The following is a 23,115-nucleotide window of genomic DNA, read 5'->3' on the forward strand; positions in this document are numbered from 1 at the left end:
TACGTGTGACCACCGTCGCACGTACGATGTACGTCGTCAAGCCATCCGGGAGGTGAATGTGGGCGGCCCGCTGAGCCGGAACCGGATCGTGCGCACGGCGATCGAGCTGATCGAGCGCGACGGGGTCAACGCCGTCTCGATGCGCCGGCTGGCCGCCGAGCTCGGCACCGGCGCGATGTCGCTGTACAACCACGTGCCGCACAAGGCGGCGCTGCTCGACGCGGTCGCCGAGCACATTCTGGCCGAGCTGGAGTTCGCCGCGGACAGTGACATCCCAGACTGGCGGGAGGCCGCCCGGTCGATGGCGCGCACGTTCCGCGACATCGCCCACCGCTACCCGAGAAGCGTGATGGTCGTGGTCAGCCGGCAGCCCAACTCCGCGGCCGGGCTGCGCCCGGTCGAGCTGGCCCTCGGCATCGCGCGGGCCGCCGGGTTCGACGGCCCGGCGGCGGTCCGGGTGATGCGCGCGGTGGTCAACTACGTGCTCGGCTGCCTCGTGCACGAGGCCAGCCAGACCGAGGCGCAGTGGGCCTCGGAGGACCGCCCGCTGGTCACCACCGCCGAGCTGGACGCGGCCGGCCTGGTCAACGTGCGCGAGCTGCTGCCGGCGCTGGCCGAGCACGACTCGGAGGCCGACTTCGAGTTCGGGTTGGACCTGCTGATCAGCGCGCTGGACGCCCTCCCCCGAACGTCGCCGCATACGGCAGGATGGAAGGGGTGAAGGTCCATCCCGCGGCCGAGGTGCCGGACACCCTCTTCGCCGACCAGGACGCCGAGGCCAGGTGGCGGGCCCGGTTCACCGCCGTGCGCATGTCGCTGCCGCACTGGGCGAAGGACGCGCCGGACCGCAACCTGTACCGGTCCAACGCCAGCGGGGTGTGGGAGATCTACGCGTGGGACCGCGCGACCGACATCCACCGCAAGGTGACCGACCGGCCAAACGGCACCTGGTACGCGACCATCAGCGACGACGGCGAGCGCATCTGGTGGTTCGACGACACCGACGGCAACGAGTTCGGCAGCTGGGTGAGCGAGCCGTTCGCCGGCCGCGCGGCGGACAGCGCGCCCGATCCGGGCGTCACCGGCGCGATTCCCGGATACCCGGCCGGAATCGAGGTGGGCCACGAGATCCACGCCGTCGGCGTGTCCACCGACGACGGCACGACGATCTTCCTGGCCCGCAACGGCGGGCCCGCCGAGGTGATCTACGCCAACGCCCACGACGCCGACGTGTCCGCGCTGTCCCGGGACGAGACCCTGCTCGCGATCGCCCACTCCGAGCACGGCGACAACCGTCATCCGGCGCTGCGCGTGGTGTCGGTGGCCGACGGCGCCGTGGTCGCGGAGAAGTGGGACGGCAAGGGCAAGGGCCTCAACGCGATCGGCTTCAGCCCGGTGCCCGGGGATCAGCGACTCCTCGTGGTGCACGAGCGCGGCGGCCGCGACGAGCTGATGATCTGGGACGTCGCCGTGGACTCCGAGACCGAGCTGGCCATCGACCTGCCAGGCGAGCTGACCGGGGCGTGGTATCCGGACGGCCGGTCGATTCTCGTCGTCCAGACCCACGAGGTGCGCGACACCGCGCACCGCTACGACGTGGAGACCGGTGAGCTGACCAAATTAGACATTCCACGTGGGACGATCGCGGGCGCCAGCGTGCGCCCGGACGGCACCGTCGAGTACGTCTGGTCGAGCGCCGCCGCCCCGTCCGTGGTCCGCGCGCTGTACACCGACGGCACCGAGCGCGTGCTGCTGGAGCCCGAGGGCGGCCCGGCCCCCGGCTCGGTCGACCTCGAGGACGCGTTCGTGCCGTCGGGCGACGGCACGGTGCACGCCCTGATCGCCCGCCCGCCCGGCGCGGCGGACACCGCGCTGCCGACCGTGTTCTGCCTGCACGGCGGGCCGCACTCGGCCGACGAGGACCGCTACTCGGCCTACCGCGCGGTCTGGCTGGACGCCGGCTTCGCCGTGGTGCACGTGAACTACCGCGGCTCCACCGGCTACGGCTCCGCGTGGCGCGACGCCAGCGAGGGCCGGCCGGGGCTGACCGAGCTGGACGACGTGGCCGCGGTGCACGCCTGGGTGGTGGACAAGGGGCTGGCCGATCCGGCCAGATGCGTGGTCACCGGGGCGTCCTGGGGCGGCTACCTGACCCTGCTCGCGCTCGGCGTTCAGCCGAAGCTGTGGGCCGCCGGCGTCGCCGGGGTGCCGGTGGCCGACTACCTGGCCGCCTACGCCGACGAGATGGAGCCGCTGCGGGCCTTCGACCGGTCGCTGTTCGGCGGCTCGCCGGACGAGGTGCGCGACCGCTACGTCGAGTGCTCGCCGATCACGTACGTGGACCGGGTGCGGGCGCCGGTGCTGATCCTGGCCGGGGAGAACGACCCGCGGTGCCCGATCCGGCAGATCGACAACTACCTCGACCGGCTGGCCGAGCGCGAGGCGCGCTACGAGGTGTACCGGTACGAGGCCGGCCACGGCTCGCTCGTCGTCGCCGAGACGATCAAGCAGACGGCCGTCGAGGTGCACTTCGCCCGGCGGGTGCTGGGAATGGTCTAGGAGCGGACGCGAGGCCGGGTGGTCGGCCTCGCGGGAGCGACCCGTCAGGCACCGGCCTGCTGGGCTTGCCACATCCAGTGCTGCTGCTCCAGGTCCTTGACGACCTCGATCAGCAGGTCCTGGGTGACCAGATCGGACTTGTCGGCCTCGTCGATCCGCATGCGCAGCCGCTTGATCAGCTCACCGAGCACGGCGACGATCGCCTCGACGGTGTCCACATCGGACGTCCAGCCGTCCGGAAACCCCGACAGGCCGGACGTTTCCGCGACGGTGCGGGCCTTGCCGTTCGGTGCTACGCCGATCGCCGCGGCCCGCTCGGCCACCTCGTCGGTGTGCGTCCGCGCCATCGCGACGAGCTCGTCGAGGTGCAGATGCACGCTGCGGAACTGCCGCCCGACGACGTTCCAGTGGGCCTGCTTGCCGATCAGGCTGAGGTCGATCAGCTCGGCGAGCGTGCTCTGCAGGATCGCGCCGATGGTCTGCCGGTCGTCCTCGTTGAGTGGGCTGGAGATCGGTTTGGTCATGGGCGTCGGATACCCGACCCCGCCGCGCGTCAACCGCGCGCGAGCGCGAACTCGACCACCTGTCGCCCGATCGTGCGCAGGCTCAGCGCCACCTGCGGGTCGGAGCATTCGCCGTACTCGTCGAACGACACCTGGGCCGAGTTGATCGCCGCGCCGAGCGGCGTCGGCCAGCCGCGCAGTGCGTGCACGATCGAGCGCAGCGCGGACAGCGTGGTCACTGCGGCCTGCCAGCCGTTGGCCGCCGCCACGCAGCCGACCGCGCGCCCGTCGAGGTAGACGCGGTCGTCGCCGCGCAGGTCCTCCAGGTAGTCAAGGGCGTTCTTGACCAGCCCGGAGATCGTGCCGTGGTAGCCGGGTGAGACCAGCACGACGCCGTCGGCGTGCCGCAGCTCCTCGACCAGGTTCAGCGCGCCGGCCGGGCGCTCGGCCAGGGACGGGTCGTAGAACGGCAGCACGAGGTCGGCCCCGGTGATCGTGATGATCTTCGCGCCGGCCTCCTCGGCGCCGGCCAGCGCGATGCGCAGGGCCCGCTCGGACTGCGAGTCCGGCCGGAGCGAACCACCGATCCCCACCACGCGCACTGCGGTCATGCATCCGATCCTCCCCCACCGGCGTGGAACCATGGAACGCATGGGCGGAACTCTGATCTTCGACGGGGAGTGCGGGTTCTGCACCCGCAGCCGGAACCTGCTGGTGAAGCTGGACCGCCGGCACCGGATGAGCACCGTGCCGTACCAGCATCCCGGAGTCCCCGAGCGGGCCGGGGTCGGCCGCGACGCCCTGGCCGCCGAGGTCTACTGGCTCGACGACGACGGGGCGCGGTACTCGGGCGCCCACGCGGTCAACGCCGCCCTGTCCGCGGCCCTCGGCACGCCGCTCCCGCTGCGGCTGTACCGGGCGCCCGGCATGCGGAAGGTGCAGGACGCGGTCTACCGGTGGGTGTCGGCCAACCGGCACCGCCTGCCCGGCACCACGCCGTGGTGCACCGCACATCCGGACACCTGCCGCTAGTCTCGGCGGCGAGCTGCGGGAGGCGTGATGTCCAAGGCGATGAGCCGGCTGCCCATCGGGATCCAGAGCGCCGCGGTACGCGCGCTGTACGCCCTCCCGGAGCCGCTGCGCCGGGTGATCGCCGGACCGCCGATCCGCATCGACGGCAACGAGCTCGCCCTGGATGCCCAGCTCCTGCTGCGGGTGTCCCGGATGACCGAGACCCGGCTCACCGAGGGCACCGTGGCTCAGGCCCGGCGCAACGCCGAGGCGGCGGGTGGGCTGATCAGCGGGCCGGTGATCCAGCCGGTCCGGGTGCGCGAGCTGCTGATCCCGGGTGACGACGGCGCGATCCCCGCCCGGCTCTACACGCCGGAGGGCCTGGCCGAGGGCTCGCCGCTGCTGGTCTACTACCACGGCGGCGGCTGGGTCATCTGCAGCGTCGACACGCACGACAACCTGTGCCGGTTCCTGGCCACGCACGCCGGGGTGCGGGTGCTGTCGGTGGACTACCGGCTGGCTCCCGAGCATCCCTTCCCGGCGGCGCCGGCCGACGCGCTGCGGGCGTTCGAGTACGCCGCCCGGCACGCCGGCGAGCTGGCCGTGGACGCCTCGGCGATCGCGGTCGGCGGGGACAGCGCGGGCGGCAACCTGGCCGCGGTGACGTCGTACCAGGCGCTGCGCTCGGGCGGCCCCCGGCCGGCCTTCCAGCTGCTGATCTACCCGGGGACCGACATGGCGCACCGGCACCCGTCGAGGGACCTGTTCGCCGAGGGCTTCTTCCTGACCGACGAGGACATCACCTGGTTCCTCGGCCACTACTGTCCCGAGCCGGACCGGCGGTCGGATCCGCTGGCGTCGCCGCTGCTCGCCGACGACCTGCGCGGGCTGCCGCCGACGTACGTGGCCACGGCCGGGTTCGACCCGCTGCGCGACGAGGGCGAGGCGTACGCGCGGCGGCTGGCCGAGGCCGGCGTGCCGGTCGTGCTCAACCGCCACGCCGATCTCATTCACGGGTTCGCCAGCTTCACGGGTGTCGGCCGGCGGTTCCGGGAGGCACTGGCCGAGGCCGCCGGGGCACTTCGCACCGGGCTCGTGCTGCGTTCGCACAAGGCCGCCGATCTGTTCGGCACGCCGCCGAATTCACCGGCCAAGGCGCAGAAAGAACGCGGTAACCCGACTCCGGGGCATTGAGTCGGGTTACCGCGATTTATCGACCGAAATCGGCTGTCGAAATCAGGGCAGCGGCAGCGGCAGGCCGGGCAGCAGGGGCTCCGCGGGAGCGCCAGGAGCGCCCGGGGCGTCCGGCGCCTGCGGGGTGTCGGCCGGCGGCTGCTCGCCGCCGGGCAGCGGAAGCGGCAGCGGCAGGCCACCGGGCTCCTCCGGCGCGGGCGCGTCGTCGCTCGGCGCGCCGGGCAGCGGAAGCGGCAACGGCAGCGGCAGGTCGCCGAGCGGCGGCAGCGGGACCGGCAGGCCGCCGAGCAGGCCGGAGACCAGGTCCATGATCGTCGACAGCAGGGTCGTCAGCAGGTCGGTGACCAGCGCGAGCGGGTCGGGCAGACCCGGAAGCAGGTTGCGCTGGGCCCTTGCGGCCAGCGTGTCGGCCTTGTACGTCTGCGCCTGGGCGGCCCGCTCGAGCGGCGCGGACTTGAGCTGACCGAGGATCGGGCGCAGCTTGTCGACCGACGTGCGGACCTTGCTCACGTCCTTGCCGGACAGCGCGGCCTCGAGCTGGTCGTGCAGCCGCTGCAGCTGCGCGGCCGCGGTGTGCGTCGTGGGCTTGTGGTGATCGGCGGCGCTGGCCGTGGCTATTCCACCGCACGCCATACCGACAATGCCGCCGATAACCGTGGCGACGATGATTTTCACGCGTCGGCTCTTCATTCGCGATTCCTCCTTAAGGACCTGCGAACCCCTTCCAGAAACCATCGTGCGCGTGTGACAGAAGATGCGCCAGAGGTGGCTGTTACACGACGATTTTCCATTCGCAATGCGTGAATGAGCCGTATCGAAAGGGCGCGGCCGGGGGGAATCGGTCGGGTGATGGCGGTGCACGGTGAGTTGATCACTCGCCGGAGCATGATCCACAGGCATGGTCCGAACGGGCTCCGATCACCCGAACGAGGGTTCTTCGGCTCGACGTCGGTGGGTCCGCTTGACAGTGTTGGATTCAAGGTGAGGGCAGCACTGGAAGCACTACTCGACGATGCCGGCCGCCGGTCGGCGGACACCGACCCCTCGGCGGGCCATCGGCCCAGCCTCGGCGCCGGTAAGCCCTCACACGCAGAGGCGGCCACAGTCCAACTAGGACAGTGGCCGCCCTCGGTCTGCCGGGTGTCAGGCCTTGACCGCCTCGACGATCTTGTCGCCGAGCTCCTTGTCGATGTTGCGCCAGTACTCGAAGGCCCGGTCGAGCACCGGTTCGGACACCCCGTTGCGCAGGTGCCCGGCGACGTTGCCGACCAGGCGGGCCCGCTGGGCGTCGTCCATCACGTGCCGCACCAGCGTGCCCGGCTGGCCGAAGTCGTCGTCCTCGGCGTGCAGCGTGTAGGCCGTGCGCAGCACCTCGCCGGTCGCCCCGTAGGCCGACGCGGTCTCGCCCGCCAGCACCGGGTCGGCGTGCGGCCCGCCGTAGGTGTTGGGCGCGTACACCGGGTCGGTCGGGTTCCGGTAGCGCATCGCGCCGTCCTTGCTGTAGCTGTTCACCGGCGACGTCGGCTGGTTGACCGGCAGCTGCGCGTAGTTCGTGCCGATCCGGTACCGGTGCGCGTCCGGGTAGGAGAACAGCCGGCCGAGCAGCATCTTGTCCGGCGACGGGCCGATGCCCGGCACCAGGTTGGACGGCTCGAACGAGGCCTGCTCGATCTGGGCGAAATAGTTCTCTGGGTTGCGGTTGAGCACCCAGCGCCCGATCTTGATCAGCGGGTAGTCGCCGTGCGGCCAGACCTTGGTCAGGTCGAACGGGTTGAACCGGTAGTCGGCCGCCTCGTCGTGCGGCATGACCTGCACGTACAGCGTCCAGCTCGGGTGGTTGCCCGACTGGATCGCGTTGTACAGGTCGCGGATGTGGTAATCGGCGTCCTCACCGGCGATGCGGTCGGCGTCGGCCTGCGTGAGGTAGCCGATGCCCTGGTCGGTCTTGAAGTGGTACTTGACCCAGAACTTCTCGCCGCCGGCGTTTTGCCACAGGTAGGTGTGTGAGCCGTAGCCGTTCATGTGGCGCCAGCTCGACGGGATGCCGCGGTCGCCCATCAGCCAGGTCACCTGGTGGGCCGACTCCGGACGCAGCGTCCAGAAGTCCCACTGCATGTTGTTGTCCCGCAGGTGGTTGTCCGCGCGGCGCTTCTGCGAGCGGATGAAGTCCGGGAACTTGATGGGGTCCCGGATGAAGAACACCGGGGTGTTGTTGCCGACGATGTCGTAGTTGCCCTGGGTGGTGTAGAACTTCACAGCGAACCCGCGCGGGTCGCGCCAGGTGTCCGGCGAGCCGTTCTCCCCGGCGACGGTGGAGAACCGCGCGACGCTCAGCGTGCGCGTGCCCGGCTGGAACACCGCGGCCTTGGTGAACTGGCTGACGTCCTCGGTCACCTCGAGGAAGCCGAAGGCGCCGCCGCCCTTGGCATGTACGACACGCTCGGGCACGCGCTCCCGGTTGAACTGGGCGTTCTTCTCGATCAGGTAGTGGTCCTGCAGCAGGATCGGGCCATTGCTTCCCAGGGTCAGCGAGTCGTTGTCGCTGGCGACGGGTATGCCCACGTTGTTGGTGGTGGGCAGCGGCTCGGTCACGTATACGTCTCCTCGTTCTGGCGGGCGGACGGGTTGGCGGCGCAGGCTGGGCACAGGCCCCAGAACACCACTTCCGCCTCGTCCACCACGAACCCGAGGGCGCTGGAGGGTTCCAGGCACGGCGCGAACCCGACGACGCAGTCGACGTCCTCGGTCCGGTCGCACCTGCGGCAGACCAGGTGATGGTGGTTGTCCGCGGTCCGGGTCTCGAACCGCGCGGGGTGTCCTGCCGGCTCGATCCGCCGTAGCAGCTTGGCCTTCGTGCACGCGTTGAGAACATCGTAAATCGCTTGCGTGGACACGGAATCGAGCCGCTCTCGCACACCCGCTGCGATCTGATCGGCCGTCGCATGCGGATGTGTCGTGAGCCAGTCGAGTACCGCTAGCCGCGGCGCGGTCACCCGCAGTCCGACGGCCCGAAGTTGTTCGCGCGGCTCGAGCCGGCCCAGCCCCTGGTTCATCATCGCCCGTCCACCCCACCAGGTTTTCTGGAATGAGTCAAGATAACGGTCGGGTGATCCTGTCGGTGGTCACCCGTAGGTTGGTAGCCAGCAGGGACCCACGGGAGGTGACATCGGGCAATGCAGCTCTACCGCCGGACGCTAGCGCTGCCCGGTATCCGCACGCTGATGATCTTGATCTTCTTCGCGCGGATCCCGATGTCGGCCGCGGGCATGATTTTGACGTTACACGTTGCGGTCGGACTTAGCCGAGGCTATGGTGCCGCCGGCCTGGTGGGAGCCGCCGCGACGATTGCCATCGCGGCCGGCGCCGTGGTGATGGGCCGGATCGTCGACCGCTACGGGCTGCGGCCGATGCTGGTGCTGACCGCCGTCGGCGAGTCGGTGTTCTGGCTGGCCGCCCGGTGGATGCCCTACCACCTGCTGCTGGTCGCCGCGCTGGTCGGCGGGTTCCTCGTGCTGCCCGCCATGTCGATCGGCCGGCAGGCCATCGCCGCGCTGGTGCCCCAGGAGCTGCGCCGCACCGCGTACTCGATGGACTCGGTGTCCACCGAGCTGAGCTTCATGGTCGGTCCGGCCGTGGCCGTGTTCCTGGCCACCCAGTTCTCCACCGCCACCGCCATGTCCGCGATGGCCATCGGGGTCGCCGCCGTCGGGCTGGCGCTGTTCGTCGTCAACCCGGCGGTGCGCAGCGAGCAGGAGCGGGCCGACTTCGACGGCGTCCGGCCGGCACGCCGCGAGTGGCTCACCCCGCGCCTGATCGGCGTGCTCGTGGTCGGGGTCGGCGCGGTGTTCGTGCTGGCCGGCACCGAGGTCACGATCGTCGCGCAGCTGCGGGCGAACGGCGAGCTCGAGTGGACCGGGCTGGTGGTCGTCGTCTGGTCGTTCGCCTCGGCCATCGGCGGCCTGGTCTACGGCGCCGCGAACCGCTCGCTCAACCAGGTCACCCTGATGGCCCTGCTCGGCATGCTGACCATCCCGATCGGCCTGGTCGGCGTCGAGTGGTGGGTGCTCGCGCTCGCGCTGGTCCCCGCCGCCGGCCTGTGCGCGCCGACCATCGCCGCGACCGGTGAGGAGGTCGCCCGCCTGGCCCCGGCGGCCGTCCGCGGCGTGGCCACCGGCCTGCAGAGCTCGGCCTTCACCGTCGGCGCGGCCATCGGCGCGCCGGTCGTCGGCTTCGTCGTCGACCACTCCGCCCCGGGTTGGGGCTTCGCCACGGCCGGGCTGGGGGGCGTCCTGGTTGCCGCCGTCTCCTTGTTGCTCGCGCGTACGACTCGGTCGCCCGAGGGTACGACCCGCGATCAGGAGGCGAGGGCCTCGGCGATCTCGTAGGTGTTCAGCGCGGCACCCTTGCGCAGGTTGTCGCCGCACACGAAGAAGTCCAGCGTGTTGGGGAAGTCCATGGCCTGCCGGACGCGGCCGACGTAGGTGGGGTCGCCGCCGACCACGTCGGCCGGGGTGGGGAAGCGCCCGGCGGCCGGGTCGTCGACGAGCACGATCGACGGCTGGGCGGCGAACACCCGGTGGGCGTCGGCGACCGAGACGGGGGCGGCGAACGTGGCGTGCACCGCAAGGGAATGGGTCGTCACGACCGGGACGCGGACGCAGGTGGCCGAGACCTTGAGATCGGGGATGCCGAGGATCTTGCGGGACTCGTTGCGGACCTTGAGCTCCTCGGAGAACCAGCCGTCCCCCTTGTAGGACCCGGCGGACGGGATCACGTTCAGCGCCAGCGGCGCCGGGAACGGCGAGTCCACAAGGGACAGCCCGGAGGCGGCGAGGGTCTTCTCCACGTCCCCGCCGCGCACCCCGACCTGCTGGCCGGCGACCGCGGCCAGCTCGGCGTAGAGCCGGTCCACGCCGGCCTGACCGGCGCCGGATGCGGCCTGGTAGGACGCGACCACCAGCTCCCGCAGCGTGAACGCGCGGTGCAGGGCGCCGAGCGCGGCCATCATCGACAGGGTCGTGCAGTTGGGGTTGGCGATGATCCCGCGGGGGCGTTCGGCGATCTTGTCCGGGTTCACCTCGGGCACCACGAGCGGCACGTCGGGATCCATGCGGAACGCGCCCGAGTTGTCCACGGCCACCGCGCCCCGCTCGGCCGCGATCGGCGCCCACTGCGCGGAGACCTCGTCCGGCACGTCGAACATCGCCACGTCCACGCCGTCGAACACCTCGGGCGCCAACGCCTGGACGGTCAGCTCCTCGCCGCGAACGGTGATCCGCCTGCCGGCCGAGCGCGGGGAGGCGATCAGCCGGACCGCGCCCCACGGCCAGGACGGCCGCTCGTTCAGGATGTCGATCATCACCGTGCCGACCGCTCCGGTGGCGCCGACCAGCGCCAGCGTGGGTGCCATCCTCATCGCCCCGTTCCCGCGTACACGACGGCCTGCTCCTCGCCACCGAGGCCGAACGCCTCGTGGATCGCGCGCACCGCCTCGTCCAACTCCGTGTCCCTGATCAGCACCGAGATCCGGATCTCGGAGGTGTTGATGATGTCGATGTTCACGCCGACCTTGGCCAGCGCCTCGCAGAACGTCGCGGTGACCCCGGGGTGCGAGCGCATGCCGGCGCCGACCAGGGACACCTTGCCGACGTGGTCGTCGTAGAGCACGGCGTGGAACCCGACCTCCGGCTTGATCTTCTCCAGCGCGGCGACGGCCTTGGGCCCGTTGTCCTTCGACAGCGTGAACGTGATGTCGGTGCGGCCGGACGCGGTGCTGGACACGTTCTGCAGCACCATGTCGATGTCGATCTCGGCGTCGGCGACCACCCGGAAGATCCGGGCCGCCACGCCGGCGTGGTCCGGCACCCCGGTCACGGTGATCTTGGCCTCGGACCGGTCGTGCGCAACGCCGGTGATCATCGCCTGTTCCACGGCAAGGTCCTCCACTGAGCCGGACACCAGCGTCCCGGGCTTGTTGTTGTACGAAGAGCGGACGTGGATCGGGACGCCGTACCGCCGGGCGTACTCCACGCAGCGGAGCATGAGCACCTTCGCCCCGCCGGCCGCCATCTCCAGCATCTCCTCGTAGGTCACCCGGTCAAGTCGTTTCGCGTTGCCGACGATCCGCGGGTCGGCGGTGTAGACGCCGTCCACGTCGGTGTAGATCTCGCAGACGTCGGCGTTGAGCGCCGCGGCCAGCGCGACCGCGGTGGCGTCCGAGCCGCCCCGGCCGAGCGTGGTGATGTCCTTGGTGTCCTGGGCGACCCCCTGGAAGCCGGCCACCAGCACGATGTAGCCCTGCTCCAACGCCTGCAGCACCCGACCCGGGGTGACGTCGATGATCCGGGCGTTGCCGTGCGCGGACGTGGTGATCACCCCGGCCTGCGAGCCGGAGAACGACCGGGCCTCGGCGCCGAGCGCGCTGATCGCCATGGCCACCAACGAGTTCGAGATCCGCTCGCCCGCGGTGAGCAGCATGTCCATCTCGCGCTCCGGCGGGACCGGGTTCACCTGCTGGGCCAGGTCGGTCAGCTCGTCGGTGGTGTCGCCCATCGCCGAGCAGACCACGACCACCTCGTCGCCCGCCTTGCGCGTGGCCACGATGCGCTCGGCCACCCGTTTGATGCGATCGGCGTTCTCCAGCGAGGAACCACCGTATTTCTGGACGACGAGCGCCACCGCGTGCAACCTCCTCGACTCGCTGCCCGCAGGGTACCTGCGGTTGATTGACCCCCGGTTATCACGACCGCCTAGTCTGTAGCTGCAGACGGCGGTGGCGGGAGGATCCGAAGGGTGTCGGCGACGGAACTGACGCGAGTCAGCGAGCCGGCCGAGCGCGCCGCCGACACCGAGCCGGTCGCGCGACCCACCTTCCTGGACCGGATCCGTTCGGAGTGGACGGTCCGCCGGGTCGGCGGCGTCCTGGCGCCGGCCATCATCTATCTGGGCATCCGCGAGCTCAGCCTGCTCGTGCTGACCTGGATGAGCGCGGTCACCGACGTCTCGATGGTCGACAAGCTGCGCTCGTGGGACGGCTGGTGGTTCTACTACATCGCCGCCGCCGGCTACGGCAACGTGCCGAGCACGTTGCGCGACGCGAACGGGGACTACTCGAGCGCAACGCCGATGGCGTTCTTCCCCGGCTACCCGACCGCGGCGCGCTGGCTGGCGGGCATCGACGGCCCCGGCGGGATCGGCGTGCTGACCGCGGCCTTCACCGTCACCATCGTCTCCGGGGTGCTCTGCGCGTACGGCCTTGCCAGGCTGGGCAGGCAGATCAGGGGCGGCTCGCGCCGGGTCGGGCTCGTGCTGGTGGCGCTGTTCGCCGCGTCCCCGATGGCGATCGTGCTGTCGATGGCCTACTCCGAGGCGATGTTCTGCGCGCTCGCCGTCTGGTCGCTGGTCGGGGTGCTCGAGCGGCGCTGGGTGCTGGCCGGCGTGTGCTGCGGGCTCGCCGGCCTGGTGCGGCCGACGGCTGCGGCGCTGGTGCTCGCCGTGGGTCTGGCCGTGCTGGTGGCCGTGGTCACCCGGCGGGACGGCTGGCGGCCGTGGGTCGGCGGGGTGCTCGCGCCGGTCGGGCTGATCGGGTACCTGGCCTGGGTGGGCGCGCAGCTTGGTGCCTGGAACGCCTGGTTCACCGTGCAGCAGAACGGCTGGAACTCCGGGTTCGACGGCGGCGTGGCCACCTGGGACTTCGCCGTCGAGGTGCTGACCGGCGTGCGCCGGGAGGCGTACGAGTTCGCCACGATCGGCTTGATCATCGTCGCGCTGGTGCTGGCGGTGATCTGCGTCGTGCGCCGGGTGGAGTGGCCGCTGCTGGTGTACGGCATCGGCGTGCTGACCATGGACCTGGCGTCCAGCGGGCTGATGAACTCCAAGATCCGGCTCATGGTGCCGGCGTTCACGCTGCTCATCCCGATCGCGATCAATCTGGCCAAACGCCGCACCTCGACCATGGTGCTGACGCTCTGCGGGCTCGCCGTCGCCAGCGCCTGGTTCGGGGCATATGCGATCACCGCCTGGAGCTACGCGATCTGATGGACAAGTCCGCGGAATCCAGCGTCGAGCTGCACCCGATCATCGCGGCGCGCTGGAGCCCGCGTGCCCTCGACCCGTCGGGTGAGGTCGGCGAGCGCTCACTGCGCGCCCTGCTCGAGGCCGCCCGCTGGGCCCCGTCCGACGGCAACACCCAGCCGGCGCGGTACCTCGTCGGCCGGCGCGGCGACGACACCTACGCGCGCATCTTCGACCTGCTCAACCGCGGGAACAAGACGTGGGCCGGCGCGGCGGCGGTGCTGCTGCTGGCCTGCGCGGTGACCGTCAACGAGAAGGGCACGATCCCGCACGCCGAGTACGGCGTGGGCCTGGCCAGCGAGAACCTGGTCCTCCAGGCCGTCGCCGAGGGCCTGGTGGCGCACCAGATGGGCGGCTTCAACACCGAGGGCGCCCGCCTGGTCTTCGCGCTCCCCGACGACGTCCGACCCCTCGCCGTGATCGCGATCGGCCGACCCGGCTCCCCCGACGCCCTGCCCGACCCCCTCAAAGCCAAGGAGCTCGCCCCCCGCCGCCGCCTCCCCCTCAACCAGATCGCCTTCACCGGCGAATGGGGCAGGCCGGCGTTTTGAGGTGGGGGTGGTGGAGGGGTTTGGTAGCATGGTGGTGCCAAGGCCCCGTAGGCTGCGGAAGTGAGCCCGTGATGCGTCCGGACGGTCGCATTCACGGGCTTCGCGCCGTTCAGGGCCGATCAAGGTCCATCACGGCGGCAGTGATCGGGTCGACGCGCTTGCGCCACTCCGCGCCGGCTCCATGACACCAGGCGACGACATCGGCGATCCAGAGCAACGACTCACTCGTGCTGTCCAGGTGCTCGTACACGAGCAGGCTCGTGCTCGGGTGCGGTCCGAGCAGCCGACGCAGGGTCCGCTCGTCATGGACATCCTTGTTGCTGCGACTGTCGATGACCAACCGCTGCGCATTGCGATCGAGCAGGTCGCGGACCAGGCGGGCCATGCACGCCTGGCGGACCGGTTCGTCGTACCGGTGCCAGGCGTGGGAGTAGAGACGCACTTCGACCGGCAGCCGGGCCATCGCGTCCGCACGCTGCCGGCGGCGCGTCGGCTTCTCCTTCTTGAAGTGCAGCTCTCGCTGGCCGGGCAGGAGGAACTGGGACATCGATCGCCGGAGCCGGCTGACTTCCGCTGGCTTCACGATGGCGGCGGCGATCAGGTAGCGCCCGTTCCTTGCGGACTCGTCGACGAAGGCGTGCACGGTCACCGGGACATCGTGCGGGATGAGGAGGCGGCCGATCGGGGACACGCCGCTGGGCCGAATGGCCCGGTGGTCAGGCGAGGCGGCGAATGAGGCGGGAGAGGATGTTGGAGCCGACGAGCCAGAAGAGGGCGGCGAGGCCGTAGTTGACCAGGACGCGGAGTTTGGGGTCGTCGCCGGGGTTGCTGAGGAACAGGTCCTTGAAGCCGAGGGCGAAGGGGTCGGCCCAGGTGCGGAAGAAGTCGGTGATCCAGTTGGCCGGGTTGGCGTTGCCGATCGTCAGCAGCACGTGGATGGCCAGGATCAGGGCGATGACCAGGCCGACCCAGCGGACCAGGGTGGCCAGCAGGCCGACAACCCGCGTGGATTGTGCGGTGTCGTCGGCCATGCCTGGCAGTTTGACACGAGCTTGGGTCAGTCGACCAGACGGGCGATCAAACCGGTGACGACGAGCCAGAACACGGCGGCGAGGCCGTAGTTGACGATCACCGAGAGGTTCGGGTTGTCGATCGGGAACAGCCCGGGGAAGAACAGCGCGAGGGGCTCGGCGATCGACTGCATGAACCGGAAGAACGCGTTCCCGGCGTTGGCCCCGAACAGCACCAGCAGGATGTAGATGACCTCGATGACGGCGAACAGCGCGCCGACTCCGGCGATGACCCGGGCGGCGACGTTGCCGTACGACCTTCGATGATAGGTAGTCATGTCTTGATGGATTCCCGCCAGCACCACGGTCGAAACAGGGTGGTGAGCGCACCCGGTTCGTCCAGTATGTGGACATGGATTCCAAGGGCCGCCGCGGGTTGGCTACTCTGACGCCCGTGGCGCGTGCTCTCCTGCTTCGCTGCCGCGACGGGGCCTGACCTGACCGGCTCCCCGCCGCGGAGCGACGTGTTGCCGCCGGTCATCCTCGTCGCCCACCAAGGAGAGCACTGATGACCACCACAAACCCCGACGTATACACCTCCGCGGCCAGCCGCATCCGCACCCCCTCCCGCCCCGCGCCCGCCGACCAGCCGGTGTGGAACACGCAGCGCGGCAGCTCGATGCCGGTGCACCGGTACAAGCCCTACCCCGAGCTGGTCGAGCCGGTGACGCTGCCGGACCGCACCTGGCCGGACAAACGGATCACGAAGGCGCCGCAGTGGTGCGCCGTCGATCTGCGCGACGGCAACCAGGCGCTGATCGACCCGATGTCGCCGGCCCGCAAGCGGCGCATGTTCGACCTGCTGGTTCGCATGGGCTACAAGGAGATCGAGGTCGGCTTCCCGGCGGCCAGCCAGACCGACTTCGACTTCGTCCGGGAGATCATCGTCGACGACGCGGTCCCGGAGGACGTCACGATCCAGGTGCTCAGCCAGTGCCGTCCGGAGCTGATCGAGCGCACCTTCGAGTCGATTGCCGGCGCGCACAAGGCGATCGTGCACATCTACAACTCCACGTCGATCCTGCAGCGCCGGGTGGTGTTCCGGGAGGAGCGCGAGGGCATCAAGAAGATCGCCACCTCGGCGGCGGAGATGGTGCTGGAGTACGCCGGCAAGTACTCCGACACCGACCTGCGGTTCGAGTACTCGCCGGAGTCGTACACCGGGACCGAGCTGTCCTACGCGCTGGAGGTGTGCAACGCGGTCACCGAGATCTGGCAGCCGACCCCGGAGCGCCCGGTGATCGTCAACCTGCCGGCGACCGTGGAGATGGCCACCCCCAACGTGTACGCGGACTCCATCGAGTGGATGCACCGCAACCTGGAGCGCCGCGACGCGGTCGTGCTGTCGCTGCACCCGCACAACGACCGGGGCACCGCGGTGGCCGCGGCCGAGCTGGGCTACCAGGCGGGGGCCGACCGGATCGAGGGCTGCCTGTTCGGCAACGGGGAGCGGACCGGCAACGTCTGCCTGGTCACGCTGGGCATGAACCTGTTCAGCCAGGGCATCGACCCGCAGATCGACTTCTCCGACATCGACGAGATCCGCCGCACCGTGGAGTACTGCAACCAGCTACCGGTCGGCGAGCGCCACCCGTGGGGCGGGGACCTGGTGTTCACCGCGTTCTCCGGCAGCCACCAGGACGCGATCAACAAGGGCTTCGACGCGCTGCGCGCCGACGCCCAGCGCGCCGGGGTGCCGGTCGACGAGCACGACTGGGAGGTGCCGTACCTGCCGATCGACCCCAAGGACGTCGGCCGCACCTACGAGGCGGTGATCAGGGTCAACTCGCAGTCCGGCAAGGGCGGCGTCGCCTACATCATGAAGACCGAGCACCACCTCGACCTGCCGCGCCGGCTCCAGATCGAGTTCTCCCAGGTGATCCAGCGGCACACCGACACCGAGGGCGGCGAGGTCTCGCCGAAGCAGATGTGGGACACGTTCTCCACCGAGTACCTCGAGCCCCGCACACCGCTCGTGCTGCGCCGCTACCGGATCGCCGACGACGCCGCCGGGCACGACGAGATCGTGGCGCACGTCGAGGTCGAGGGCGACGAGCACGAGATCACCGGCACCGGCAACGGCCCGATTGCGGCGTTCGTCGACGCCCTGGCCAGCGTCGGCTACGACACCCGGGTGCTGGACTACACCGAGCACGCCCTCACCGCCGGCGACGACGCGCGCGCCGCGGCCTACGTGGAGTGCACGATCGGCGACCGGGTCCTGTGGGGCGTCGGCGTGGACAGCTCGATCGTCACCGCGTCCCTGCGGGCCGTCGTGTCGGCGATCAACCGCGCCCACCGCTGAGCGGGATGCAGCCGGCCTCTTCACCCTGACCGGGGGCGATGTTCGGTGAAGAGGCCGACTGCATCCCTCGCCGGTTAGCTGGGATCGGCGAAACTGCCGCCGAAGATGTCGGTGTTGCCGAAGGTGCCCGGGCAGTCGGTGTTCGGCGCCGGCGCCACCGCGGCCTGCCCGTTGGCCAGCGCCTGCCGGTAGGCGTTGATAGCCGGGCACACCGCGGCGTTGCGGACGTCGTTCCACACCGCGACGGCCCGGTCGTTCGTGGCCACCACGTAGTTGTAGTCGCCGAAGAACCCGGAGATCAGGCCGTTGGCCGAGGATCCGCGGACGTCACCGACCGCGGCCCGGTGCAGGTCGGTCACCGCCCTGGTGGACACCTGGATGTGCCGCAGCACACCCTGCGTCGGGCGGGCCGTCGCGGTCGTCGACTGCCACGGCACCAGGTGCGCGTTGTAGACGACGTAGACGTCGCCGCCGTCCGGCGAGATGGCCACGGCCGGGAAGTTGGGCCGGTCGCCGGCCGCGGCCGCGTTGGCCACCAGGGTGCTGAAGCTGGCGCCCTGGTTGGTGGAGAACACCACGGGCGCCGTCTCGTTCGGGCCGGGTGCGGCGTCGGACGGGGTCGGCCCGCGCGGGAAGGTCACCACCACCGTGTTCGGCGGCTGCGGCCCGCCCCTTGCGGTGCCGAACGGCGCGCCGTTGGCGATGTCCGCGCTGGGGAACGTGGAGGTGCGCGCGCCGGCGATGCCGTCGAAGGTCAGCCGGCCCTGGTTCGGGTCGAACAGCCCGACGTCGACGGTGCGTGCCACCACGCGGCCGCGTTCCCAGTTGGCGCCGCCGTTGAACGACCGCGACATCAGGATCACCGAGTCGCGGCTGGGCAGCTCGGTGCCGGCCCAGAACACGTACACCACGCCGCTGCTGTCGGTGCGCAGCGTGCAGCCCTGCCGCCCGCCGGTCTGCACGTTGTTGGTGGCGGGCGTGATCTGCCGCTGCCGCCAGGTGTCACCGCCGTCGGTGGAGGTGGCCACCATCAGCGGCTCCGCGCCGGATCCGTTGGAGCGGAAGGCGACGTTGCAGACGTACGCCCGGCCGAAGAACGGGCTCGACTCGACGTTGTCGGCCCAGATCTCCTCCTTGTCCGAGAACGTGGTCTCGCTCTGCCGGCTGATCAGCACGGGGGCGTGCCAGGCGTTGTTGTCGCCGGCGATGGCGGCCGCGAACCGGTCGGAGTCGAGCCGGGAGACGCCGATCGCGACCGGCCCGGGGAAGGTGTCGGTGCCGGGCACGTGGCTGACCAGGTTGGCGAAGTACAACCGCTGCCGGGCCCAGGAGAACCCGCCGTTGCCGTCCGGCGCCGGGCCCCACACCATGGCCGGGTCGCCGTTGGAGGCCAGCCCGCCCTCGACGTAGCGCGGCAGCGTGCCGATCGGGCCGATCTGCGGGACGCACTCGGCCGGGCCCACGCAGTGCCGGGCGGTCAGGCCGGTGTAGGTCGGCTGCGTCCAGGTCTGCCCGCCGTTGGTCGAGAAGCTGACGCCGGTGACACCGACACCGGGGGTGAACGGGCAGGTGTTGGGCGCGCCGGCGTTGCACAGCTCAAGGTCGATGTTGTCGTTCGCCCCCGCGACGACGAGATTCGGTTGCACCCAGTTGACCGCGACCTGCGGCTCGTTCTGCTTGTTCTGCGAGAAACCCGTCGCCGGGCTGCCGACCGTCACGCGCGAGTCGCCGCCGGGTTGACCGGCGGCGGGTACCGCGAAGGCGGCGAGGCAGGCGGCAGTGGCGAGCGCAGCGGTTAAGCGTGGGATGCGCATGTGACCATCTCCTCATTGCACCGGGTAAGGCGCTGCGTCCCAAAGGACACCGGGAGACGGCCGGAATGACGGGAGTTACCGAGTCGTGCTGACGCCGGGCGCCGACACGCGGTCAATCGAGGGTGGACAGGGCGGCGGCGACGGGGAGATCGCCGGAGCGCACGTCGAAGCCGCGGTTCTCGGTGCGCGCCTCGATGAGGCAGCCGAGGATCACCGCGGCCACGTCCTCCCGCGGGATCCGCCCTGCGTCGAGGTGGCCGGCGGCGGCGATCCGGCCGGTGCCCGGCTCGTCGGTCAGCGTGGCCGCCCGCACCACCGTCCACACCAGACTGGACCGGCTCAGCATGCTGTCGGAGATCTGCTTGGCGTACAGGATCGAGCGCACCAGCCGGTCACCCTGGTCGGGGGAGTCGGCGAACATGGCGGACAGCTGCACGAAGCGCGGGACCCCGGCGCGCTCGGCGGCCCGGATCGCGGCGATGGCGCCGTCCCGGTCGATCAGGTTCACCGCGGCCGGGTCGGGGTCGGCCGCACCGGCGCAGTTGATCACGACGTCCGACCCGGCGAACGCGTCGACCAATTCGTCCGGATCCGCGGTCAGATCGGTGACGACCGGAATCGCCGCCAGCCCGGCGACCGACTCGCCGCGCCGCCGGTTGCGCAACCCGGCCCGCACCGTGTGCCCCCACCTGCCGAGCAACCGCACGACGTGCCGTCCGGTCCGGCCGGAGGCGCCGAGCACGGTGATGACCACACATGCAGCCTACGAGTGCGGGCTAGGAGTCGACCGGCTCCTCGACCGGGCCGACCGGAAGCACGGTGATCGCTTCCTGGTTCTCCGGGAAGTGGCAGGCCACCTTGTGCCCAGGCGCCAGGTCGACCAGCGGCGGCTCCTCGGTCCTGCAGACCTCCTGCGCCTTCCAGCACCGGGTGTGGAACCGGCAGGCCGGCGGCGGGTTGAGCGGGCTGGGCACGTCGCCCTGCAGCCGGATGCGTTCGCGCTTGGTGCGCCGCTCCGGGTCGGGGATCGGCACCGCGGACAGCAGCGCCACCGTGTACGGGTGCATCGGCCGCTCGTACAGCGCGGTCCGCCCGGCCAGCTCCACGATCTTGCCGAGGTACATGACCGCGACCCGGTCCGAGACGTGCCGCACCACTGACAGGTCGTGCGCGATCATCACGTAGGTCAGGTTGAGCTCGTTCTGCAGATCGTCGAGCAGGTTGATCACTTGGGCCTGGATCGAGACGTCCAAAGCGGACACCGGCTCGTCGGCGACGATCAGCTTGGGGCGCAACGCAAGCGTCCGGGCGATGCCGATGCGCTGGCGCTGGCCGCCGGAGAACTCGTGCGGGTAGCGGTTGTAGTGCTCCGGGTTGAGCCCGACCAGCTCGAGCAGTTCCTGCACGGCCCGCTTGATGCCGTGGTCGGTCTTCACCTTCTGCAGCCGGAACGGCGCGCCGACGATCGTGCCGACGGTGTGCCGCGGGTTCAGCGACGAGTACGGGTCCTGGAAGATCATCTGCACGTCCCGGCGCAGCGGTCGCATCGCCCGCAGCGAGATGTGCGTGATGTCCCGACCCTCGAAGACGATCTTGCCGCCGGTGGGCTCGAGCAGGCGGGTGAGCAGCCGCCCGGTGGTCGTCTTGCCGCAGCCGGACTCCCCGACCAGCGACAGCGTCTCGCCCATGGTGACGGTGAAGTCCAGCCCGTCGACCGCCTGCACCGCGGCGACCTGGCGCTGCAGCAGTCCCTTGCGGACCGGGAAGTGCTTCTGCAGCCCGGAGACCGCGAGAATCTCCTCACCGAGCCGAGGCTCGGCCGGAGCCGTCTGGTCCTGAACGGTCGTCAAGGTCTCGTCCCTCATAGCTTCGGCTTGATCTCGGTGTCCCAGATCCGCATCCGGTCCTCGGCGGACAGGTGGCAGGCGATGAAGTGGTGATCGCCCACGTCGCGCAGCTCGGGCACCTCGGTCTCGCTCGCCCCGCCGTTGAGCCCGGCGTAGGCGCAGCGCGGGTGGAACGGGCAGCCGGGCGGGACGTTGATCAGGCTGGGCGGCGTGCCCTTGATCGGCAGCAGGCGCTCGGAGCGCTCCCGGTCCAGCCGCGGCATCGAGCCGAGCAGGCCCCAGGTGTACGGGTGCTGCGGGGCGTTGAAGATCTCGTGCGCCCGCCCGTACTCCACGGCCTTGCCGGCGTACATCACCAGGATGTCGTCGGCAAGCTCGGCGACCACGCCGAGGTCGTGGGTGATGATGATGACCGCGGAGTTGAAGTCCTGCTGCAGGTCGCGGATCAGGTCGAGGATCTGGGCCTGCACGGTGACGTCGAGCGCGGTGGTCGGCTCGTCGGCGATCAGCAGGTCGGGGTCGCAGGACAGCGCCATCGCGATCATGGCCCGCTGGCGCATGCCGCCGGAGAACTGGTGCGGGTAGTCGTCCACCCGCGTGCTCGCCTGCGGAATGCCGACCCGGTCGAGCATCTCGATGGCGTGCTTGCGGGCCACCTGCTTGCTGACCTTGTGGTGGATCCGGTACGCCTCGATGATCTGGTTGCCCACCGTGTAGTACGGGTGCATGGCCGACAGTGGATCCTGGAAGATCATCGCCATGTCGTTGCCCCGCAACGAGCGCACCCGCTCGGCGCTGGCCCCGACCAGGTTCTCCCCGTTGAGCAGGATCTCCCCGGAGATGCGGGCGGTGCCCTCCTTGTGCAGGCCCATGATCGACAGGCTGGTCACGCTCTTGCCCGAGCCGGACTCCCCCACGATGCCGAGCGTGCGGCCGCGGTCGAGATGGAACGACAGCCCGTCGACGGACTTGACCACGCCGTCGTCGGTCGGAAAGTGCACCCGCAGGTCGCGCACCTCGAGGAAGGCGGTACGGGTGGCGGGCGGCTCCGCCTCGGCGGCCACCGGGTCGACGTAGGTGTCCACCGCGTCGCCGAGCGGTTCCTCCGGAATCTGGCTCACGCTTTACGCACCCTCGGGTCGACGACGGCGTACATCAGGTCCACGACCAGGTTGGCGATCACGACGAAGGTCGTCGCCAGCAGCACCACGCCCATCACCTTGGGCAGGTCATTGCCCAAGATCGCGTCAATCGCGTACTTTCCGAGGCCGTGCAGGCCGAACGTGCTCTCGGTCAGCACGGCACCACCGAGCAGCAGGCCCACGTCGAGGCCGAAGATGGTGAGGATCGGGGTGAGCGCGCCGCGCAGTCCGTGCTTGACCACGACCGTGCGCTCGGGCAGGCCTTTCGCCCGCGCGGTGCGGATGTAGTCCTCGCCCATGGTCTCGAGCATGCCGGCTCTGGTCAGCCGGGCGTACTGGGCGGAGAACAGGAAAGCCAGGGTGATCCAGGGCAGGATCAACGCGTACGCCCATTCCGCCGGATTCTGGAAGAACGGCGTGAAGCTGCCGCCCTGGGCGGTCCAGCCCAGCGTGTAGCTGAAGATCACCAGCGACATCAGGCCGGTGTAGAAGATCGGTAGGGACACCCCGGCCAGCGCGACACCCATCGCGGCGCGATCGAGGAAGGACCCCCTGCGCAGGGCGGACACCACACCGGTCAGCACCCCCGCGAGCACCCAGATGATCGCCGCGCCGATCGCCAGCGAGATGGTCACCGGCGCGCGGTCCAGCAGCTCCGGCCACACCGGTCGGCGCGTGACGAACGAGTAGCCGAGGCAGGGCGCCGGGCACTGCTCGACGCCGGCGCCATAGTCGTACTCGGCGCCGGCGAAGATTCCCTTGACCCAGTTGCCGTACTGCACGACGACCGGATCGTAGAAGCCGAGCCGTTCGGCGGTCACCTTGACCGTCTCGGCGGTGGCCGCCCGCCCGACGTACCGGGTGGCGATCGTCTCCGGCGTGCCGCCGATGATCTTCGGCACCACGTAGAAGATCGAGAACGTCACGGCGCTCACCACGAACAGCAGGAGCACCGCCGCCATCAGGCGCCGGATGATGTAGGTGATCACAGGTTCACGCCCATCTGGTACGGCGGAGGTGGCCGGCCCGCGGATCGCTCCGCGGGC

The 23,115-nt window shown here is 70.5% G+C and carries 23 protein-coding genes; 8 read left to right on the top strand and 15 right to left on the bottom strand.

The features are described from left to right. Positions 1-58: 58 nt before the first annotated feature. Entirely contained in the window at positions 59-721 is a 663-nt protein-coding gene (locus tag VGX25_RS24135) for a TetR/AcrR family transcriptional regulator C-terminal domain-containing protein (protein WP_326920168.1), read from the top strand. Continuing rightward, on the top strand, positions 709-2,559 hold the full coding sequence (locus tag VGX25_RS24140) for a S9 family peptidase (RefSeq protein WP_414635940.1): 1,851 nt from the start codon (positions 709-711) through the stop codon (positions 2,557-2,559). The genes VGX25_RS24135 and VGX25_RS24140 overlap by 13 nt, the downstream gene beginning before the upstream one ends. Before the next feature lie 44 nt (positions 2,560-2,603). On the opposite strand, the gene VGX25_RS24145 is transcribed toward VGX25_RS24140, so the two are convergent. Together VGX25_RS24145 and VGX25_RS24150 are read right to left on the bottom strand one after the other, a co-directional pair. After that, the gene (locus VGX25_RS24145; protein ID WP_326920170.1) at positions 2,604-3,083 is read right to left on the bottom strand and encodes a DNA starvation/stationary phase protection protein; all 480 of its coding nucleotides are present in this window, start codon (positions 3,081-3,083) and stop codon (positions 2,604-2,606) included. Between the two features lie 29 nt (positions 3,084-3,112). After that, positions 3,113-3,673, bottom strand: coding sequence for an NAD(P)H-dependent oxidoreductase (locus tag VGX25_RS24150; RefSeq protein ID WP_326920171.1), 561 nt, complete (start codon positions 3,671-3,673; stop codon positions 3,113-3,115). Positions 3,674-3,713: 40 nt separating this feature from the next. Between VGX25_RS24150 and VGX25_RS24155 the strand changes: the two genes are divergently transcribed. Next, positions 3,714-4,094: a DUF393 domain-containing protein gene (locus VGX25_RS24155; RefSeq protein ID WP_326920172.1), complete on the top strand. Its 381-nt coding sequence runs from the start codon at positions 3,714-3,716 to the stop codon at positions 4,092-4,094. A 27-nt stretch (positions 4,095-4,121) separates the two neighbouring features. Then, complete coding sequence (locus VGX25_RS24160) at positions 4,122-5,267, top strand: alpha/beta hydrolase (RefSeq protein WP_326920173.1); 1,146 nt, start codon at positions 4,122-4,124, stop codon at positions 5,265-5,267. A gap of 42 nt (positions 5,268-5,309) precedes the next feature. Here VGX25_RS24160 and VGX25_RS24165 read toward each other — a convergent pair whose 3' ends face one another. The 3 genes from VGX25_RS24165 to VGX25_RS24175 all read right to left on the bottom strand — a co-directional run bounded on the left by VGX25_RS24165 (position 5,310) and on the right by VGX25_RS24175 (position 8,323). Further along, positions 5,310-5,957, bottom strand: coding sequence for a hypothetical protein (locus VGX25_RS24165; RefSeq protein WP_326920174.1), 648 nt, complete (start codon positions 5,955-5,957; stop codon positions 5,310-5,312). A gap of 453 nt (positions 5,958-6,410) precedes the next feature. Further along, complete coding sequence (locus VGX25_RS24170) at positions 6,411-7,859, bottom strand: catalase (protein WP_326920175.1); 1,449 nt, start codon at positions 7,857-7,859, stop codon at positions 6,411-6,413. Further along, positions 7,856-8,323 carry a Fur family transcriptional regulator gene (locus tag VGX25_RS24175; protein WP_326920176.1) on the bottom strand — a complete coding sequence of 156 codons (468 nt, stop codon included), beginning with the start codon at positions 8,321-8,323 and terminating at the stop codon, positions 7,856-7,858. The genes VGX25_RS24170 and VGX25_RS24175 overlap by 4 nt, the downstream gene beginning before the upstream one ends. 117 nt (positions 8,324-8,440) lie before the next feature. On the opposite strand from VGX25_RS24175, the gene VGX25_RS24180 reads away from it, so the two are divergent. After that, positions 8,441-9,652 carry an MFS transporter gene (locus tag VGX25_RS24180; RefSeq protein WP_326920177.1) on the top strand — a complete coding sequence of 404 codons (1,212 nt, stop codon included), beginning with the start codon at positions 8,441-8,443 and terminating at the stop codon, positions 9,650-9,652. Here the strand turns inward: VGX25_RS24180 and VGX25_RS24185 are convergent. Together VGX25_RS24185 and VGX25_RS24190 are read right to left on the bottom strand one after the other, a co-directional pair. Continuing rightward, entirely contained in the window at positions 9,622-10,677 is a 1,056-nt protein-coding gene (locus VGX25_RS24185; protein WP_326920178.1) for an aspartate-semialdehyde dehydrogenase, read from the bottom strand. The genes VGX25_RS24180 and VGX25_RS24185 overlap by 31 nt on opposite strands. Before the next feature lie 2 nt (positions 10,678-10,679). After that, on the bottom strand, positions 10,680-11,945 hold the full coding sequence (locus VGX25_RS24190; protein WP_326920179.1) for an aspartate kinase: 1,266 nt from the start codon (positions 11,943-11,945) through the stop codon (positions 10,680-10,682). A 114-nt stretch (positions 11,946-12,059) separates the two neighbouring features. Between VGX25_RS24190 and VGX25_RS24195 the strand changes: the two genes are divergently transcribed. Continuing rightward, positions 12,060-13,304 (top strand): hypothetical protein, encoded by a 1,245-nt coding sequence (locus VGX25_RS24195; protein WP_326920180.1) that lies wholly within the window; start codon positions 12,060-12,062, stop codon positions 13,302-13,304. Next, a complete protein-coding gene (locus tag VGX25_RS24200; protein ID WP_326920181.1) occupies positions 13,304-13,891 on the top strand; it encodes a nitroreductase family protein in 588 nt (195 codons plus the stop codon). The genes VGX25_RS24195 and VGX25_RS24200 overlap by 1 nt, the downstream gene beginning before the upstream one ends. A gap of 109 nt (positions 13,892-14,000) precedes the next feature. On the opposite strand, the gene VGX25_RS24205 is transcribed toward VGX25_RS24200, so the two are convergent. The 3 genes from VGX25_RS24205 to VGX25_RS24215 all read right to left on the bottom strand — a co-directional run bounded on the left by VGX25_RS24205 (position 14,001) and on the right by VGX25_RS24215 (position 15,239). Then, the gene (locus VGX25_RS24205) at positions 14,001-14,540 is read right to left on the bottom strand and encodes a DUF3800 domain-containing protein (RefSeq protein ID WP_326920182.1); all 540 of its coding nucleotides are present in this window, start codon (positions 14,538-14,540) and stop codon (positions 14,001-14,003) included. 67 nt (positions 14,541-14,607) lie between these two features. Next, on the bottom strand, positions 14,608-14,922 hold the full coding sequence (locus VGX25_RS24210; RefSeq protein WP_326920183.1) for a hypothetical protein: 315 nt from the start codon (positions 14,920-14,922) through the stop codon (positions 14,608-14,610). Between the two features lie 26 nt (positions 14,923-14,948). Next, the gene (locus VGX25_RS24215) at positions 14,949-15,239 is read right to left on the bottom strand and encodes a hypothetical protein (RefSeq protein ID WP_326920184.1); all 291 of its coding nucleotides are present in this window, start codon (positions 15,237-15,239) and stop codon (positions 14,949-14,951) included. A gap of 230 nt (positions 15,240-15,469) precedes the next feature. Here VGX25_RS24215 and leuA point away from each other — a divergent pair, with 230 nt between their 5' ends. Next, positions 15,470-17,266 carry a 2-isopropylmalate synthase gene (gene leuA, locus VGX25_RS24220; RefSeq protein WP_326920185.1) on the top strand — a complete coding sequence of 599 codons (1,797 nt, stop codon included), beginning with the start codon at positions 15,470-15,472 and terminating at the stop codon, positions 17,264-17,266. Between the two features lie 74 nt (positions 17,267-17,340). Here the strand turns inward: leuA and VGX25_RS24225 are convergent, their stop codons facing one another. From VGX25_RS24225 to VGX25_RS24245, 5 genes are all read right to left on the bottom strand, one after another. Further along, positions 17,341-19,080, bottom strand: a complete 1,740-nt coding sequence (locus VGX25_RS24225; protein WP_326920186.1) for a hypothetical protein — start codon at positions 19,078-19,080, stop codon at positions 17,341-17,343. A 112-nt stretch (positions 19,081-19,192) separates the two neighbouring features. Beyond that, the gene (locus tag VGX25_RS24230) at positions 19,193-19,834 is read right to left on the bottom strand and encodes an NAD(P)H-binding protein (RefSeq protein WP_326920187.1); all 642 of its coding nucleotides are present in this window, start codon (positions 19,832-19,834) and stop codon (positions 19,193-19,195) included. Positions 19,835-19,856: 22 nt separating this feature from the next. Next, positions 19,857-20,945, bottom strand: coding sequence for a dipeptide ABC transporter ATP-binding protein (locus tag VGX25_RS24235; RefSeq protein ID WP_326920188.1), 1,089 nt, complete (start codon positions 20,943-20,945; stop codon positions 19,857-19,859). Beyond that, positions 20,942-22,048: an ABC transporter ATP-binding protein gene (locus tag VGX25_RS24240; protein ID WP_326920189.1), complete on the bottom strand. Its 1,107-nt coding sequence runs from the start codon at positions 22,046-22,048 to the stop codon at positions 20,942-20,944. Before VGX25_RS24240 ends, VGX25_RS24235 begins: the two co-directional genes overlap by 4 nt. Further along, entirely contained in the window at positions 22,045-23,058 is a 1,014-nt protein-coding gene (locus VGX25_RS24245) for an ABC transporter permease (RefSeq protein ID WP_326920190.1), read from the bottom strand. Before VGX25_RS24245 ends, VGX25_RS24240 begins: the two co-directional genes overlap by 4 nt. Positions 23,059-23,115 lie beyond the last annotated feature (57 nt).

Origin of the sequence: Actinophytocola sp. (assembly GCF_035942955.1) — a bacterium.
Lineage (GTDB): Bacteria > Actinomycetota > Actinomycetes > Mycobacteriales > Pseudonocardiaceae > DASYTH01.